The sequence below is a fragment of the Kyrpidia spormannii genome, assembly GCF_002804065.1.
In the GTDB taxonomy this organism is placed as follows: Bacteria; Bacillota; Bacilli; order Kyrpidiales; family Kyrpidiaceae; genus Kyrpidia; species Kyrpidia spormannii.
The window spans coordinates 2,005,726-2,019,099 of sequence record NZ_CP024955.1 but is presented as its reverse complement, the minus strand read 5'-3'; the positions used below and the strand labels follow the sequence as shown (position 1 = coordinate 2,019,099).

At 61.5% G+C, this 13,374-nt stretch carries 13 protein-coding genes; 3 read left to right on the top strand and 10 right to left on the bottom strand.

The window, feature by feature from the left end:
- Positions 1 to 3: 3 nt before the first annotated feature.
- The 4 genes from CVV65_RS10230 to CVV65_RS10215 are packed head-to-tail and all read right to left on the bottom strand — an operon-like array spanning position 4 to position 5,669.
- A complete protein-coding gene (locus tag CVV65_RS10230) occupies positions 4 to 1,557 on the bottom strand; it encodes a glycosyltransferase (protein ID WP_100668045.1) in 1,554 nt (517 codons plus the stop codon).
- Positions 1,547 to 2,890: a glycosyltransferase gene (locus tag CVV65_RS10225; RefSeq protein ID WP_013075202.1), complete on the bottom strand. Its 1,344-nt coding sequence runs from the start codon at positions 2,888 to 2,890 to the stop codon at positions 1,547 to 1,549. The genes CVV65_RS10230 and CVV65_RS10225 overlap by 11 nt, the downstream gene beginning before the upstream one ends.
- Positions 2,847 to 4,862 carry a glycosyltransferase family 2 protein gene (locus CVV65_RS10220; RefSeq protein ID WP_100668043.1) on the bottom strand — a complete coding sequence of 672 codons (2,016 nt, stop codon included), beginning with the start codon at positions 4,860 to 4,862 and terminating at the stop codon, positions 2,847 to 2,849. Before CVV65_RS10220 ends, CVV65_RS10225 begins: the two co-directional genes overlap by 44 nt.
- A 30-nt stretch (positions 4,863 to 4,892) precedes the next feature.
- Positions 4,893 to 5,669, bottom strand: coding sequence for a DUF6385 domain-containing protein (locus tag CVV65_RS10215; protein ID WP_100668042.1), 777 nt, complete (start codon positions 5,667 to 5,669; stop codon positions 4,893 to 4,895).
- 216 nt (positions 5,670 to 5,885) lie between these two features.
- Between CVV65_RS10215 and CVV65_RS10210 the strand changes: the two genes are divergently transcribed.
- Positions 5,886 to 6,194 carry a DUF6385 domain-containing protein gene (locus CVV65_RS10210; RefSeq protein ID WP_100668041.1) on the top strand — a complete coding sequence of 103 codons (309 nt, stop codon included), beginning with the start codon at positions 5,886 to 5,888 and terminating at the stop codon, positions 6,192 to 6,194.
- A gap of 14 nt (positions 6,195 to 6,208) precedes the next feature.
- Here CVV65_RS10210 and CVV65_RS10205 read toward each other — a convergent pair whose 3' ends face one another.
- From CVV65_RS10205 to CVV65_RS10195, 3 genes are read right to left on the bottom strand one after another with little or no spacing between them, the layout of a single operon-like run.
- Positions 6,209 to 6,733, bottom strand: a complete 525-nt coding sequence (locus CVV65_RS10205; protein WP_133121278.1) for a hypothetical protein — start codon at positions 6,731 to 6,733, stop codon at positions 6,209 to 6,211.
- Entirely contained in the window at positions 6,730 to 8,202 is a 1,473-nt protein-coding gene (locus CVV65_RS10200; protein ID WP_157935473.1) for an FMN-binding glutamate synthase family protein, read from the bottom strand. The genes CVV65_RS10205 and CVV65_RS10200 overlap by 4 nt, the downstream gene beginning before the upstream one ends.
- A complete protein-coding gene (locus CVV65_RS10195) occupies positions 8,199 to 8,786 on the bottom strand; it encodes a ferritin family protein (RefSeq protein WP_100669396.1) in 588 nt (195 codons plus the stop codon). The genes CVV65_RS10200 and CVV65_RS10195 overlap by 4 nt, the downstream gene beginning before the upstream one ends.
- Before the next feature lie 223 nt (positions 8,787 to 9,009).
- Between CVV65_RS10195 and CVV65_RS10190 the strand changes: the two genes are divergently transcribed.
- Both CVV65_RS10190 and CVV65_RS10185 read left to right on the top strand, forming a co-directional pair.
- The gene (locus CVV65_RS10190; protein WP_100668038.1) at positions 9,010 to 9,759 is read left to right on the top strand and encodes a hypothetical protein; all 750 of its coding nucleotides are present in this window, start codon (positions 9,010 to 9,012) and stop codon (positions 9,757 to 9,759) included.
- A 17-nt stretch (positions 9,760 to 9,776) separates the two neighbouring features.
- On the top strand, positions 9,777 to 10,775 hold the full coding sequence (locus tag CVV65_RS10185) for a glycosyltransferase family 4 protein (RefSeq protein ID WP_133121277.1): 999 nt from the start codon (positions 9,777 to 9,779) through the stop codon (positions 10,773 to 10,775).
- Here CVV65_RS10185 and CVV65_RS10180 read toward each other — a convergent pair.
- Genes CVV65_RS10180 through CVV65_RS10170 form a run of 3 tightly spaced genes read right to left on the bottom strand, consistent with a single transcriptional unit; the run spans position 10,727 to position 13,373 of the window.
- Entirely contained in the window at positions 10,727 to 11,722 is a 996-nt protein-coding gene (locus CVV65_RS10180; protein ID WP_100668036.1) for a glycosyltransferase family 4 protein, read from the bottom strand. The two genes, CVV65_RS10185 and CVV65_RS10180, sit on opposite strands and share 49 nt — an antisense overlap.
- Positions 11,719 to 12,462, bottom strand: coding sequence for a glycosyltransferase family 2 protein (locus CVV65_RS10175; RefSeq protein WP_157935472.1), 744 nt, complete (start codon positions 12,460 to 12,462; stop codon positions 11,719 to 11,721). Before CVV65_RS10175 ends, CVV65_RS10180 begins: the two co-directional genes overlap by 4 nt.
- The gene (locus tag CVV65_RS10170; protein ID WP_013075213.1) at positions 12,459 to 13,373 is read right to left on the bottom strand and encodes an NAD-dependent epimerase/dehydratase family protein; all 915 of its coding nucleotides are present in this window, start codon (positions 13,371 to 13,373) and stop codon (positions 12,459 to 12,461) included. The genes CVV65_RS10175 and CVV65_RS10170 overlap by 4 nt, the downstream gene beginning before the upstream one ends.
- Between the last annotated feature and the right edge of the window lies 1 nt (position 13,374).

The following is a 13,374-nucleotide window of genomic DNA, read 5'->3' as shown; positions in this document are numbered from 1 at the left end:
CTTCTAGAACGGGGGTTCGGAGAGGGCGGCCAGGAGCTGTCGGCTGTGGAGGGCCCATGGCAGGGGTCCCGGGAGAACTCTGGCTGCCACGTCGGGGACAAGGCGCTGGAAGGTGCGCACCGCTGCCAGGAATCGCCCAACCCGGGGTGCAGCCCGATGGGGGTACATCCCGGCGGCGAGGGCGAACCATTTGGCAGCCAGGGTGTCGAGGTCGCTTTCCAGGGCCAACCATCCGGCCAACAGGGCTTCTTGGTACGTCGGCTCGGAGGAGAGGCTCAAATACTGCCGGGCCCACGTGGCGATTTGTTCGCGGGAAACGCCCAGCAGATGTAACGGCCTGGGAGGGAGAAGGTCTATCGAAGGATCCGCCGGTCCCCGGTCGGGAGGGGGCACCGGAGCCCCCGGGTTTTCAGTGTTCATAGGCACCGACTGATTTCCACCTTGAGCGCTGTTCATATCGAACAAACATTTCAATTCGGCCAGCCGGCGCCCCGCCGGTTCATAGCCGGGGTGAGTCTGGAGAGCCCGTTGATAATGGTCCATCGCCTCCTCCCATAACCACAACCGTTCACAGGCGATACCGGCTAGAAAATGACTTCGATACGTTCCCGCCCCGGACGCCGAACTGTAGCGGCCGTCACAAGGGCCCAACTCCAGGCAATGGTCCAGGAGGGGCAGAGCCAGGTCCGCCCGATCGTCGTCCAGGTGCAGGATGGCCCTCCACTCGAAAAGATCGACAAAATCGCGGTAAAAAGCGGCCGCTTCCCGGAGCAGTTGTGCGGCCTCCCGCCGGCGGCCCAGTTCACGGAGGCAGTAAGCCGTTTTCATCACCAAGTCTGACGTGTATCCCGTAAAGACGGGGGCTGACTCCAGGGCCCGCTCAAAGGCTGTCAGTGCTTCCTTATAACGGGCTTGTTGGAACTGCTCCGTTCCCCAGGCGTAAAGGAGCACGGGATCCTCGGGACGCTGAGCTAGGGCTCTTTTCAACAGGCGCTCGTTGCGCTCATTTTTCTTTCTCCTGCGGATCACCTCATCGACATACCCCTCGTGCCAAAGGACCAGGTCGGAGAACCGAATCCCATCGCCATAGGCCGCCCGGATGGCAGAGGCGGTTTCCTCGTGGATGACCCCTTGAAATCGAATCTGCGGGTCATTCCGGAACAGGCGGCAGGCCGCATCCGTCACATATTCGCCTGAAGAACCGTCCCCGATCCGATGGAGGATCTGCAAAAAATATCCTTTTACATCTCGGTCCGCCAGGAGGCGGCCCAGGTACCCCGAATCCGGAGGCACGAGGGTTTCATCGGCGTCCATTACCAGAATCCACGGCATCCGAGCGGCTTCCAGCCCCGCGTTGCGAGCTTGGGAAAAATCGTCCGCCCAGGGGATGTCGAGAATCTTCGCTCCGAAGGAAGCGGCGATCTCCCGGGTCCGGTCTGTAGATCCGGTGTCCACCATGATGATCTCTGACACGTAGGGGGCGACGGAAGTCAGGCAGCGTGGCAAAAAGTCTTCTTCATTGCGCACAATCATGCAGAGCGAGATGTCAAAGGGCATGACTTGCCACCTCCCCGAGTTGTATCTGAGCGATCTCCAGGCGAACGGCGAGAATCAAGGATTGAAAGGGTGTAGAGTCTGTTATCCTGCACAGGTGCCGCTCCGCATCCGCCAGACGCCGGCTTACCCCAGGTGATAAAGTCGTGGAACCGATCCTCCTTGTTTGCCGGCCCTTCGGATCGCCTGCGGCCCAGGTGGCCCAAAAATCCGAAGCCGCCTTTTCCCCCCGGATGACACGGAGAATAGCCGCGATTCGAAGGGCGGCCGGCCGCAGGGCCGGCTGAAAGGTCAGCGCGGCTTTAAACCACATCAGGGCGGCGTCGTATACCCGGAGTTGTTCCGCGGCGGCACCGAGGGCGAAACAGGGAAGATACGTTCCCATTCTTTCTTCTCGATGGAACATCGAAGGAGCAGGGCCGAGCTCCACAGCCTTGCGCAGAAATTCTGTGCCCGCCCCCCACCGGCCCAGGTCCAGAGCAATGAGGCCGGCCAGGCAGTATAAATCTGTATACTTCGGAAATAGCCGCAGACCTTCCTGAATGAGGGCGAGGGCATCCCCGGGCTGGCCGGCGGCGTAGAGACACCGGGCTTCGGTTTTATACAGAAGGTGCGCCCAGGGGGTCCGCTCCGGTTCGATCCCCCGCCTCGCCCGGCGGAAACAGGCCAGAGCCCGCGGCAGTCTTCCGGATCGCACGTATTCGACCCCGAGATTGTACCAATGAAAGGGGCGGTCCGGGTGGTCGCGGATCTCCAGGCGAAGAAGCCTCAAGTTCCGGGCGACCTTGTTGCGGCTGTTCACCGTTTCCGGGTGGTAGCCCAGGTGGCGAACTCGGACTTCACTGACGATAAAGCGGGCTTCCGGCCGGGCCCGGCAGATGGAAGGAGTGATCTGTTCGTGAACCCTGCCTTCGAATCGGTATTCCGGCCGGTTCCGGAACAAACGAACCACCGGGTTGATGACGGTGGGCTCTTGACCGGGGCCGGGCTCATGACAGATTTGGATCAGCACAGCCTCGGCCTCCGGCTCTTGTGCCACGGTACGCAGCCCGGCCGCACCGCCAGGCTCCAGGCGCTCATCCGCATCGAGCACGAGAATCCAGTCGCCCCGGGCCCGGTCGAGACCGGCATTTCGGGCCCGGGCAAAGTCGTCCCGCCAGGGTTTACGGATCACCCGCGCCCCGTGGCGCATGGCCAACTCAGCGCTGCCGTCATCCGAACCGGTATCCACCACGATGATTTCGTCTACGGCGCCCCGAACGCTGGTGAGACAGGCGTCCAGGTACTCTGTCTCATTCTTGACGATCATGCAGAGGGAGATCTGCGGCCGACTCATGTCGATTCCTCCTTGTCCGGCCCCGCCAGTGGGTGTGCCACCCGATTCCATCGAGAAGTTCCAATGCCCGCCCGACAGCCCTGCGCTCCTCCGCGAACCCACCCCTTTTCGGTCGGAGAGCCTCGGCTTCTTCCAGCATCCTCTTGGCGGACTGAAGGGCGGCCGCGGCAGCGGCCGGCCGGGCCCGGGAAAACCCGAGACCTGCACTTTGCTCGAACAATTCCGCCGCCTGATCCCAATGTCCCTTGTCGTAGAGCATCTCTCCCAAGAGAAACAGCCCCTCGGCGTCCAACTCGCGCCGGGTAAGAAGACGGAGCAAGCGGTCTGCGGCGAGATAGACCCATCCTTCACGGTACAGGGTCTTGGCGAGAAACAGATCCATCCCGTTGCTGTGGAGGGCGGCCAGATCTTCCGCCAAGGGAATCAAGCGGTGTTGAACCGCCCGTTGGATCAGGGGCCGAAGGATGTCCGGTCCAATTGCCGCGTGGCTTTGAGTGTCCGGGGATGCGGGGCTCCCCATGAGCCTGGCGTCGATGCTTTGATAGACCGGGGGAAGTTCCAGTCTGCGGTCGAGGGATTGATCCTGAGCCCACCGGGCCAAGGCGTAGTCCATGATCTCCTCCTCGCCCAGAGGGACTTGCCGGTCTCCCGAATGGATACTGAGTTCCACTATCTGGCACGCCTCCCGCCATTGACCCAAAGCCACGAGACATTGAACTCGCAGCGGCCGGTTTTCACTGCCGAGAGAGGTATCTTCAGAATCTAGGAGCCCGATGACCTCGCCGTAGGCCCCAATATGCAGTAGCGCCCGCACCAGGCTCCGCTGGTCCGGCGGTGTTCCGGCACAGGAGGCCAATGCTTTGACGAGATCGCCCTCTGGTACATCCCGGGCCGCGAGAATTTCGGCCAGCGTTTCCAAGGCCGGCTCCCACCCCGGCCGGGCCGCCAAGGCCTGGCGTACCCACTGCTCTGCCTCTTGCAACTGCCCGAGGTCCAGGCACAGCTGGGCCGCCGCGTGGAGTGGGCGGAAGCTGTTGATCCCCGCGCTGCCGACGTGGGCACCGGGGGGAGGACAGGCCGCTGCCTGCAGATACGCCTTCAGCGCCTCCTCCCGCAACCCTTGAGCCCGCAGGGCGTCGGCGAATATCACAAAAAGATCGGCGTACTTCGGGTAGCGCTCGAGCTCCGGCCGCAGTGTCAACTCGACGTCGCGAAATTTCCCCAGGGCGAGCCAGACCATCCCCAGGTCTCGAAAGAGGGTGGGGCGGTACGGCGCCTGAAGTGGCGTCAAAGAGGCCGCTCGGCTGAGCCACAGGGCAGCCCGGTCCAGGCGGCCGGCCTGGCACCAGGTGACCCCGACTTGATACGTGTAAAACGGGTGCCGGGGGAGATCCCGAAGCGCAAGCCTTAAAAGCCGGAGATTGCGCCGGACCTTATCCCGCCGGGCGATGACCTCGGGGCGATACCCATGGTGGACAATCCGCCAAGGGGCTATCTGCGTTTCTGAAATGCCTTCTTGGTCCCAAACGATTTGTTCATGAATGCGCCCTTGAAAATACACTCCGGGTTCTCGCCGAAACAACCTGGGGACTCGGTGGATCAACCGGTCGTCCATCGATGGGCCGAGGAGATTTTCAATATCGAGCCAAAAGCTTTTCGCCTCTGTATGACGAAGCACCTCCAGCCAGCTCGAATCCGCGTCCCTCAGCTCCTCGTCGGCGTCTAGCCACAGGACCCACTCGGCCTGAACATGGGCGAGGCCCGCATTGCGCGCTTTCGAAAAATCGTCCTCCCAAGGGACGTGAATCACCCGGGCTCCGAAGCTCCTGGCCACCTCCGCCGTTCGGTCCCGGGATCCGGTGTCTACCACGATCCATTCGTCAGCCACACTGCGGGTGCTTTCCAGGCTTCGCAAAATCGTTTTCTCCTCATCTTTTGCCAACATCATCACGCCGAGCAAGGGTTTGCTCACCGGGCATCCCTCCTATGGAACGCCCGGGGATCAGGTTCCCTGGGCGTTGAAAAATACGTCAATGGTGGTGGAGGCCCCCGTCGTCGCCGAAGCGTACGACAGCCGCGTGTATTTTAAGAAACGGCTGGGAACGAGCACGTCTACAGACCCAGCAGCCAAGCCGGGTGAAGACACATCGATATACCAGTTGGTCCCATTCGCGCTGATCTCAACGTTTAGATTGGCGGGGTTGGGGCCCGCGTTATAGACAAAGAAGGAATAGGTTCCTAGATTTGCTGTGGTCACGGGAGGAAGGGGCGTAAGGGCATCTGCCGTGGGTGTAGGAGGATAATCGATCTCGGTGAAACTCTTTTGCGATATCGAGGTGACGCTGCTCAGGGTCCCCGCGGTGATCGTCGCCCCCAGTAGGTTAGAGATGGTTCCGTCCAGGAGGTTCGACAATGTTCCGGCGGTCAACGTGGCCCCAAGAACGCTGGAGATGGTCCCGCTGAGCAGGTTGCTCAGGGTACCGGCGGTGATGGTGGCCCCTAAAATGTTCGAAAGGGTCCCGTCCAAGAGGTTGGAGAGCGTTCCTGCCGTGACGGTTGCTCCCAGGACAGAGGAAATGGTGCCGTTCAAGAGATTGTTGATCGTTCCTGCGGTGACCGTTGTGCCGAGGACGCTGGTGATGGTGCCGTCCAAGGCCACGGTGGTGAGGTTGCCCGAGGGGTCAGTCGCGAGGATTCGGCTGGTATTGGTGGTATCTCGCCCGAAAATCAGTGCCCGCAGGTCGTCGGGATTTGGGTTAAAAACAGCGAAGTTTGGCAAAACAATCGATCCTTTCCCTGAAAGTCGATGGTGGGGAGCCATCGCTGGGAGACAGGATACGGAAGCATGTTCATAAAGGTGTGGACGAACACCGCCAGATCGGAAAATGTGCACATGGTCTGGGAGGAAATAAACCGGTGAAATGTAAGGGTCACGGGGGTGGAAGGGGACATAGCATAAATGGAAGTCTGATTATCGATAAACGAGGGGATTTACATGTTCCGCCAGTCGGTTGAAACGTACACAACTTCCGATCAACTCACGGGATCTCGTTTTATTGAGCTGGCAGGCCTCAATATCTACACCTTTGTGGTGATAAATGCGGGTACGGCCCCCGCCACTGTGGGCGTCCAGGTGAGTCCCGATCAAGGGACGCTGATTGCGGATGGCCTGTTGGAGAATGTCATTCCTCAAGGGGCGGTGGCCTTAGTTCCCAGACTTTTTCTCCGCTATGCCCGGGTGGTGTTTCAATCCGCCGAACCCGGGCGGCCCACTGACGTGATCATCGTTTTTAACGGCCAGTGATGCCAAGTCCACAGTCAGCGGACAAGCTCCGGGTCGATGTCTCCCACATCCACCACCCAGGAGGCCAGCCACCCGTGCTCAATGGCGGTTTCACCCCAGATCTCGAACAAAACGGACCGCAGGCGGATATCCTTCGTGCCGTCGATGATCCGCTCGTACAAGGCGAACAGGTGGGCCCAGGTCACATCAGAGATTTCCGATCGAGTGGGTCGCACCTGGACCTCGGGCTCGCCCATCCGGCGCATCTGCCGGCGCAGGCGCCGCACGTGTGCCTCCAGCCGCTGTTTCATTCGGTACCAACCGAGCCGCGTCTCGTCATGGGGCGCCCGACTCATTGGACGGTCCAATCGCCGGATTAAGCGCTCCAGCATCTCGGCGGCTAGAGCCAAGGCGTGGATCGTTTCCTCCGGGGTGAGGGGAAGCCGGCGGCGGATGTCCGCGATGTGATCCCGGGTGATGAGGGGCGGCGAGGCCGGGCGGGGGGCCGCCGAGGAGCGAGCATCAACCGGATCCTGCCGAATCCCCTTTTTTCGAATCATGACCGCTCCCTCCAACCGGAACTTTTCTGCGACCATACGTTGTCGCGCCTTCGGGTTCGATCTTTTCGGTACAGATCCCAGCGGGCCTCCCCGGCGTAGCGGATGCCCGCCGTTCGGGCCACTTCCGGATCCAGGGCAAACAGGTCCGAGGCGCTGACTTCCCGGATGGACATTTTCCCCATGGCCCGAATGCCCATGGCCATCTCATCGGCACAGGATTTGAGGAACAGCGCGAGAGAACGGGCCCCCTCCAGGGGATCGAACCGGTCTGTGCGTTTTCCCACCATGAGCACCAGTTCGGTCGGAGGTTCGAAAGGCAGGGCTTTCTGGAGTTGGCCATGGCTGGCCGCGTAGAGGGCGGGGGATCCGATGGCGACGGCCGTGGCGCCAAGGGCGATCGCTTTTAAAAAATGTCCCGGGGTGGCGAGTCCGCCGGATATAATGAGGCTGACGTCCTTGACCCGATGCGCGTCAAAATATCGCCGGGCTCGGCTCAAGGCGAAAAAGGTGGGCAGGCCAAAATCATCCTCGGCGATGGGCTCGCTGCCTTTGGTGCCCGCTTGAGCCCCGTCTATGGTGATAAAATCCACGCCACACTCGAGCAACGCCTCGAGGCAGGCTTCGATGTCGTCGCCCGGAGCGATTTTGGCTCCAATGGGAACCCCGTTAGACATTTCCCGCAGAAACGTGACCATGCGCGAAACATCCCGCACCCCGTGTACCCCTGGAAATTGCTCTCCGATCCGCGCCCATTCCCGAGGTCCAAGCTTCATGGCAGATCGGGCTTCTTTCAGTTCCTCCGGGGGGATGTGGATCCCAAGCCCCGTGGAGGCCCCTTGGCCGAAATGAATCTCCACTGCGGAGCAGGCCCGGACCAACTGCGGTTCCTTTGCCCAGTGCGCCCGACTCCATTGAAGAATAAAACGTCCGCCTGCTGCATCGACATCCTCGAGGTAAACGACTCCTTCTCCGGTGTTGACCACCGTTCCCATCGCTGTGGCCCCGCCGAGCAAGGCGCTCCACGCTTGCCGGGTGATGCCGACGCCGTACCCCATGCCACCGATCAGGATGGGGATGGCGAGGTGAAGAGGGCGCTGGGCGCCGGGCCCGATGGCCACGGACAGGTCGATGACCCCCGCAGAGGCCGCCCGGGTGACCTGGGCCGGGGTGAAGCCGATGGCGTCGAATTGGGGGGAGGGTTTGGGTGAACCCATCGGGCGTTTGATCACTTCACCGGTGGCGGCCCGCATGCTGTTCTCGATAAGGAGTTGAACGCCGCTGCGCCGGCTGGCGCTGATGAACTCCCAGAGATTATGACGGTAGGGATCCGTCACAAGGATGTCCAGAGTCCGGTCCGCCACAAGATCGATCCAGCGGCGTCCCGTTCGCCACAGAACGAGAACGGCGAGGAGTACGGTCAGGAGGGTGCCGACCAGGGAAGCGCTCAAAAAAACCAGCCACGCATTCACCGGGCATTCAACTCCCATTTTTTGAACAACTGCCGGTGAGAGCGCTCGTCTGCGGCGTGTTCCAGAAACATTTTCCGCACCGCCGGTTCGGTGGTTTGGCGAACCACTCGTTCATAATGGGCGATGGCCAGTTGTTCTGTCCAGGCGTCCCATTTGGCCATCCATCGTTCGGGGAAAACCATGCTCATGGCGATAGTCACCCATCCGGCCACGTGGCCCAGGCGGTTTGGGGCGGAACGACCGTAAAGGTGATGGTAGAGAGATCTCAAACGGCGCACATGCACGTGTTCGATACGGGCGGCCGCGTCGAGAAACGCCACCAGGTAGTCGGAGCTCCCGGCCCGATGCAGTTTGCTGGCTTGGTAGTGGAACATTTTCACCTGCTCCACCTCCAGGCCGATCATGAATTTGAAATTATGGTTGATTTCCTTTTTCTTCAGGGGCACGTTCGGTTCGTGAAATTTGAATTTATAGCTCGACATGTACCCCCGCCACCACCGCCATAGTATAAACACGCCCATGGCGAGAACCGCGATGAGAAGCAGGGCGAGGAGTGTCCCTCCGATCCACCAAACAAGAGGCATGGTCGGTCACCGCCCGGTTTCCTTTGTTTAGACAAAGGTTCTGGGTCTAGTCTGGCCAAGCTCGATTCCGGTTAAAACCTGCACAGCCGCCTAGAATCTGGCGTACAGATAAAAGTGACACGGCCGACGGTGGGAAAATGGCGGCTGGCAGGCAGCGTCGGGGGTGTTTGATCTTGCGCGCAGGATTTGGGGAGTCCGGGGCGGGCGGACAGGGGGGACCAGGGTGAAACGCCGGAAAAAGGCCGCAGGTCCCTGGCTGCAGCGATTTGTGCAGATCCGCGGCGACGGGGGGGCCGCGGGCGACGATGGGTTTCGTCGGGCCCCTAGGGACCCCCAGGTGGTGGAAGTGGGGGAAGGAGAGGCTGCCGATGCGGGAAAGGACGGCCTCATGGACCGGGTGAGGCCTGTGGTTCTGTATCGGTGGGAGGAGGGTACCACGCGGTGGATGGCGGCCGACATGTTGGAACAGGTCTGGCAAGTCGACTGGCTGGCCCCGGTGCCCGGTGTCATGGGGGAGATCGGTGAAAGGGCACAGTGGGAGGCGGAGGTCGAGGTCCAAAGGGCCATACCTCGTTTCGGCAGCGGAGTGCGTGTGGAAGGGACCCTTCGAGTGACGGCGGTGGGCCCCGCCCCGGGGGAATTCTCACTTGAATCCACACCCCTCCACTACGAACGCCGGGAGATCCCCTTTACGCTGATCCTGGGGGAAGAGGTGTTCCCGGGACCTCAGACACGTGCACCTCTCATGGCCGATCTGCCGAAGGTGGGGCAGGCTTCTTCGGGTGAGTGGGGTGATCCCGAGGGGCTTCTTGAGTTCGATGAGCCCAGGCACGTCACCACCTCCGACTGGAAGGCGCACGTCCTGATATATTCACTTCCTGGGCGGCATGCCGGAGGATCGCCGACAGCTTGGGTTCGGGTGACGGGGCGGGCAGCGTTATGGATTCGGGTGGTCAGTCCGATGCCAGGGTAGCGACGGGGGGGGTGAACATGCGGGTTACGGTGGTGGCGAAGGATCTTGGATATGGCGGCCATGCCCGTACGGTGATCGAGCTGGCACATGGACTTCAAAGCGCCGGTCATCGGGTGACTCTGGCGGTGCCGGAGTCGGCGGCGGTGGACTGGCCGGTGCAGTGTCCACTGGTCCGGATCGCTCCGGACGGACCGAATAACCTTCAGGGGTCGGAGGTGGCGGTGGCCGCGGACACTGAATCCTTCGATGTCGCCGCCCGTTGTGCCGGAGGTCGGGTGATTCGCTTTCTCGGGCGGTTTGACCCTTTCTACGTACCTGACACTGCGGCTGCGGAACGAAGTATCCGGGAGGCGGCGGTGTGGGTGACCTCGGAATCAATCGGAGCTCTTGTACGGTCCCGATTCGGGAAGGTCGCAACGGTGTTGCATCCGGGGGTCGATCCTTCGGTGTTTCGAGTGCGGCCGGAACGCCGCCCCGCGGGTGTCGGCCAGAAGGTGTTGCTTCTTGTCGCTCCCGAAGGCCCGGGCTTGCCGCCCCGGGGCCTCGGCGTCGCGTATGCCGCCCTGGATCGGGTGAGATCGGCACTGCCCGGGGTGGAGTGTCACGCTCTCTGCCGGGGGGGCGTCCGGCCCCCCGGAGAAGGCTGGGTCTTGCACGGCCGGCTGCCCGATCACCAGCTGGCCCTCCTGTACAACTCCGTGGACCTGTTCATTCATCCGGCGGGTGGCGAAAGGGCCCCGATTTCCGTCCTGGAAGCGATGGCCTGCGGCACCCCGGTGGCCGGCGTGTATGGAGACGGTATGAACGAAATCGCCGTGTCCGGGTACAACGCCGTGCTCGCCCCACCTGGTGATGTTGAGAGGCTGGCCCGGATGATCCAACTTGCCCTCACAGACCTCACACTGCGAACCCACTTGATCGCCGGAGGGTTGGAGACCGCCCGAGAGGCCCACTGGACCCGACTGTATCAAGAGGCGGTCAAAGCGGTGGTGAGGGCGGCGTCCACTTGGCGATAAAAACGCTGCCAAGTCCACTGGGCGGCAGTGCGAAGCCCCGCCCGGCGCAACCGCTCCCGGAGAAAATTGTTAGTGAGTACCCGTAGGATCGCCCGGGCCAAAAGTTCCGGGGACCGGGGCGGGACCATGAGGCAGTTCTCGCCCGGCACGGCAAAATCCCTCACCCCTCCGGAATCGGTGGTGACGACGGGGGTCCCGCAGGCCATGGCCTCAAGGGCGGGCAGGCACAAAGCCTCAAACCAGGACGCCGAGACGAACAGGTCGCTCCCTGTGTAGAGCTCGGCCATATCCCGGTCGGTGTCCGCCCGGGCCAGGGTGAAGGGTAAATCGGTCTGAATCTCGACCCCGTCCGTGGATACCATCACGATCTCCACGTCCGGGATCACCCGGCGCACGATATCCATCGCTTGAAAGAAATCTGCCGATCCTTTATAGAAATAGCCGTAACTCTCGGCCCGATAGATGAAAAAGACCCGGTGCCTGCGCCGGGGAATCTCGGGGTAGGGCCGAAATACCGATGGGTCGACCCCGGGCTGGACGAGATAACTGGAGCGACCTACCGCCTGGCGGATTTGCTGCTGGAGCACCCGGGAGATGGCCAGGACGGGAACGGGGAGCCGGTACGTTTCCAGGGCGGCTCCTTTATCCGGAACCCACAGGGGTTCGTAGCCGTTGGACAGGCGCACGACCCGAGCTTTTCCCGCTTGATAAGCGGGCATGACGGTCGGGTAAAAATTTGGAATGTAAACGTCCGCTTCCGGCAGGACTTCCGGGATCAGGGCCGGCACGCGGATGATCGGCACCCGGACGTCGTAAGCCAGCTCTGCATTCTCCAACAGTACGATGGACACCCGGTGGCCATAGGCCTGCAAGCCATTGGCCATTTCGGCGATCACCCGGCATCCCCCGCCCCGGTGAAGGCTCATCACCGGGATGACGATATTCACGACGTACCACCTCCAAACTGTTGTCTTCGACGGGCAGCCCGTTGTCGCACGAGATTACTGTAGTAGCGGTCGGCGGCGGGGTTGGCGCTCATGTTCGACCCGTGCCACCGGTAGGACAAGAGCGGTTCCGGGATACATCCCACCTCGTATCGCTCAAACAGCCGCAGCCACAGGTCGTAATCGTGGCCTTGAACCAGTGCCGGATCGAATCCCCCGACTTGGAAAAAGGCATCTTTCCGCACGATCGTGGTGGAGCCGTTAATAAAACAACCTTCCAATAAGGTGGCGTAGAGGCGGTTTCGGTCCGAATCCCAGGGTGAGTCCACCGTATACTGGCGGACGCCGTGGCCGTCGATCACATGAAACGACGTATAGCACAGGGCCGTACAGGGGCGACGGGTGACGTATTGCCACTGAGCGGCGAGTTTTCCCGGCTCAAACCGGTCGTCTGAGGATAACCAGCATACGTAGGGCGCCCGGGCGGCGGCGAACCCCCGATTCAGCGCGGTGGCGGCGCCGGATCTGGGCTGGCGAATCACCTGGATACGGGGCCCAAAGGTTTGCAGAATGCGCGGCGTCCGGTCGGTGGAGCCGTCGTCCACCACCACGACTTCAAAGGGGGGAGCCCCCTCTTGCATCAGAGCGCTGTCCACGCACTCAAAGATATAGCGCTCGTGGTTGTACACCGGCACCACCACGCTGATGAGCGGACTCCCCGTTCCGGCTCCCACCGCACTCACACGTGATACACCTGCCGCATCCACTCCAAAGTCAAAGGGAGGCCTTCGTCCAGGGTGATCTTCGGATCGTGGCCGAGATCCCGCTCGGCCCTGGCGATGTTCGGGCGCTTGTTGACCGTGTTGTGCGCATCTTCGGGGAGATAGGTCACAAGATCTTCCGACGCCCCGGTGAGGGCGAGAATTTTGTCGCTCAATTCATGCACGCTTCGGTATTCCCGTCCGCCGATGTTGTACACCTCTCCGGGGCGGAATCGATCGATGCACCGGACCAACGTCGCGATCAGGTCGTCCACATACATGAAGACCCGGTGGTAGCCTTTATACACGGTATACGGGAGCCGGTGGAGGGCCCGGTACAGGAACAGGCACACCACACTGCGGTAGGGGTGATAAAATTCTCCTGGGCCGTAGGCGTTGAACAGGCGCAACCGCATGACGGGCACCTCGTAACGCTGTTCAAAATTCATGATCTGCACTTCATTCACCCATTTGGTCATGGCGTAGTCGTTATGGGGAATGACCGGCTGGCGAGTCGGCAGATCTTCATCAAGGACTGGCTCCCGGCTTTGCCCGTAGATCTCCGAGGAACTGGCAAAGATGAGCTTAAATCCCTTTTTCCGCTGAAATTCCAAGATATTCCGAGTGCCCACGACATTGGTCTGCCACAGGGTGTCGTAATACTCCTCGCCATTGATTCGCCCGAATTCTGCAGCCAAGTGGTAAACGAAGTCGTAATCCTGCTCGAACACCCGCTCCAGTTGGCGATAATTGCCCACGTCAGCGCGAAAATATTGAGGCTCAGCGGTGTGGTGCAGGTCGCACTGCCACACATCGTGACCAGTTTGCCGCAAGGCCGAGACGAGGCGTTTGCCGAGGGTTCCCCGGCTTCCCGTCACCAACACGGTGCTCACG

Coding starts and splice junctions, on each gene's coding strand:
- CVV65_RS10230 (WP_100668045.1), bottom strand. CDS start 1,557: ATGCCCTTTGACATCTCGCTCTGCATGATTGTGCGCAATGAAGAAGAC.
- CVV65_RS10225 (WP_013075202.1), bottom strand. CDS start 2,890: ATGAGTCGGCCGCAGATCTCCCTCTGCATGATCGTCAAGAATGAGACA.
- CVV65_RS10210 (WP_100668041.1), top strand. CDS start 5,886: ATGTTCCGCCAGTCGGTTGAAACGTACACAACTTCCGATCAACTCACG.
- CVV65_RS10205 (WP_133121278.1), bottom strand. CDS start 6,733: ATGATTCGAAAAAAGGGGATTCGGCAGGATCCGGTTGATGCTCGCTCC.
- CVV65_RS10195 (WP_100669396.1), bottom strand. CDS start 8,786: ATGCCTCTTGTTTGGTGGATCGGAGGGACACTCCTCGCCCTGCTTCTC.
- CVV65_RS10185 (WP_133121277.1), top strand. CDS start 9,777: ATGCGGGTTACGGTGGTGGCGAAGGATCTTGGATATGGCGGCCATGCC.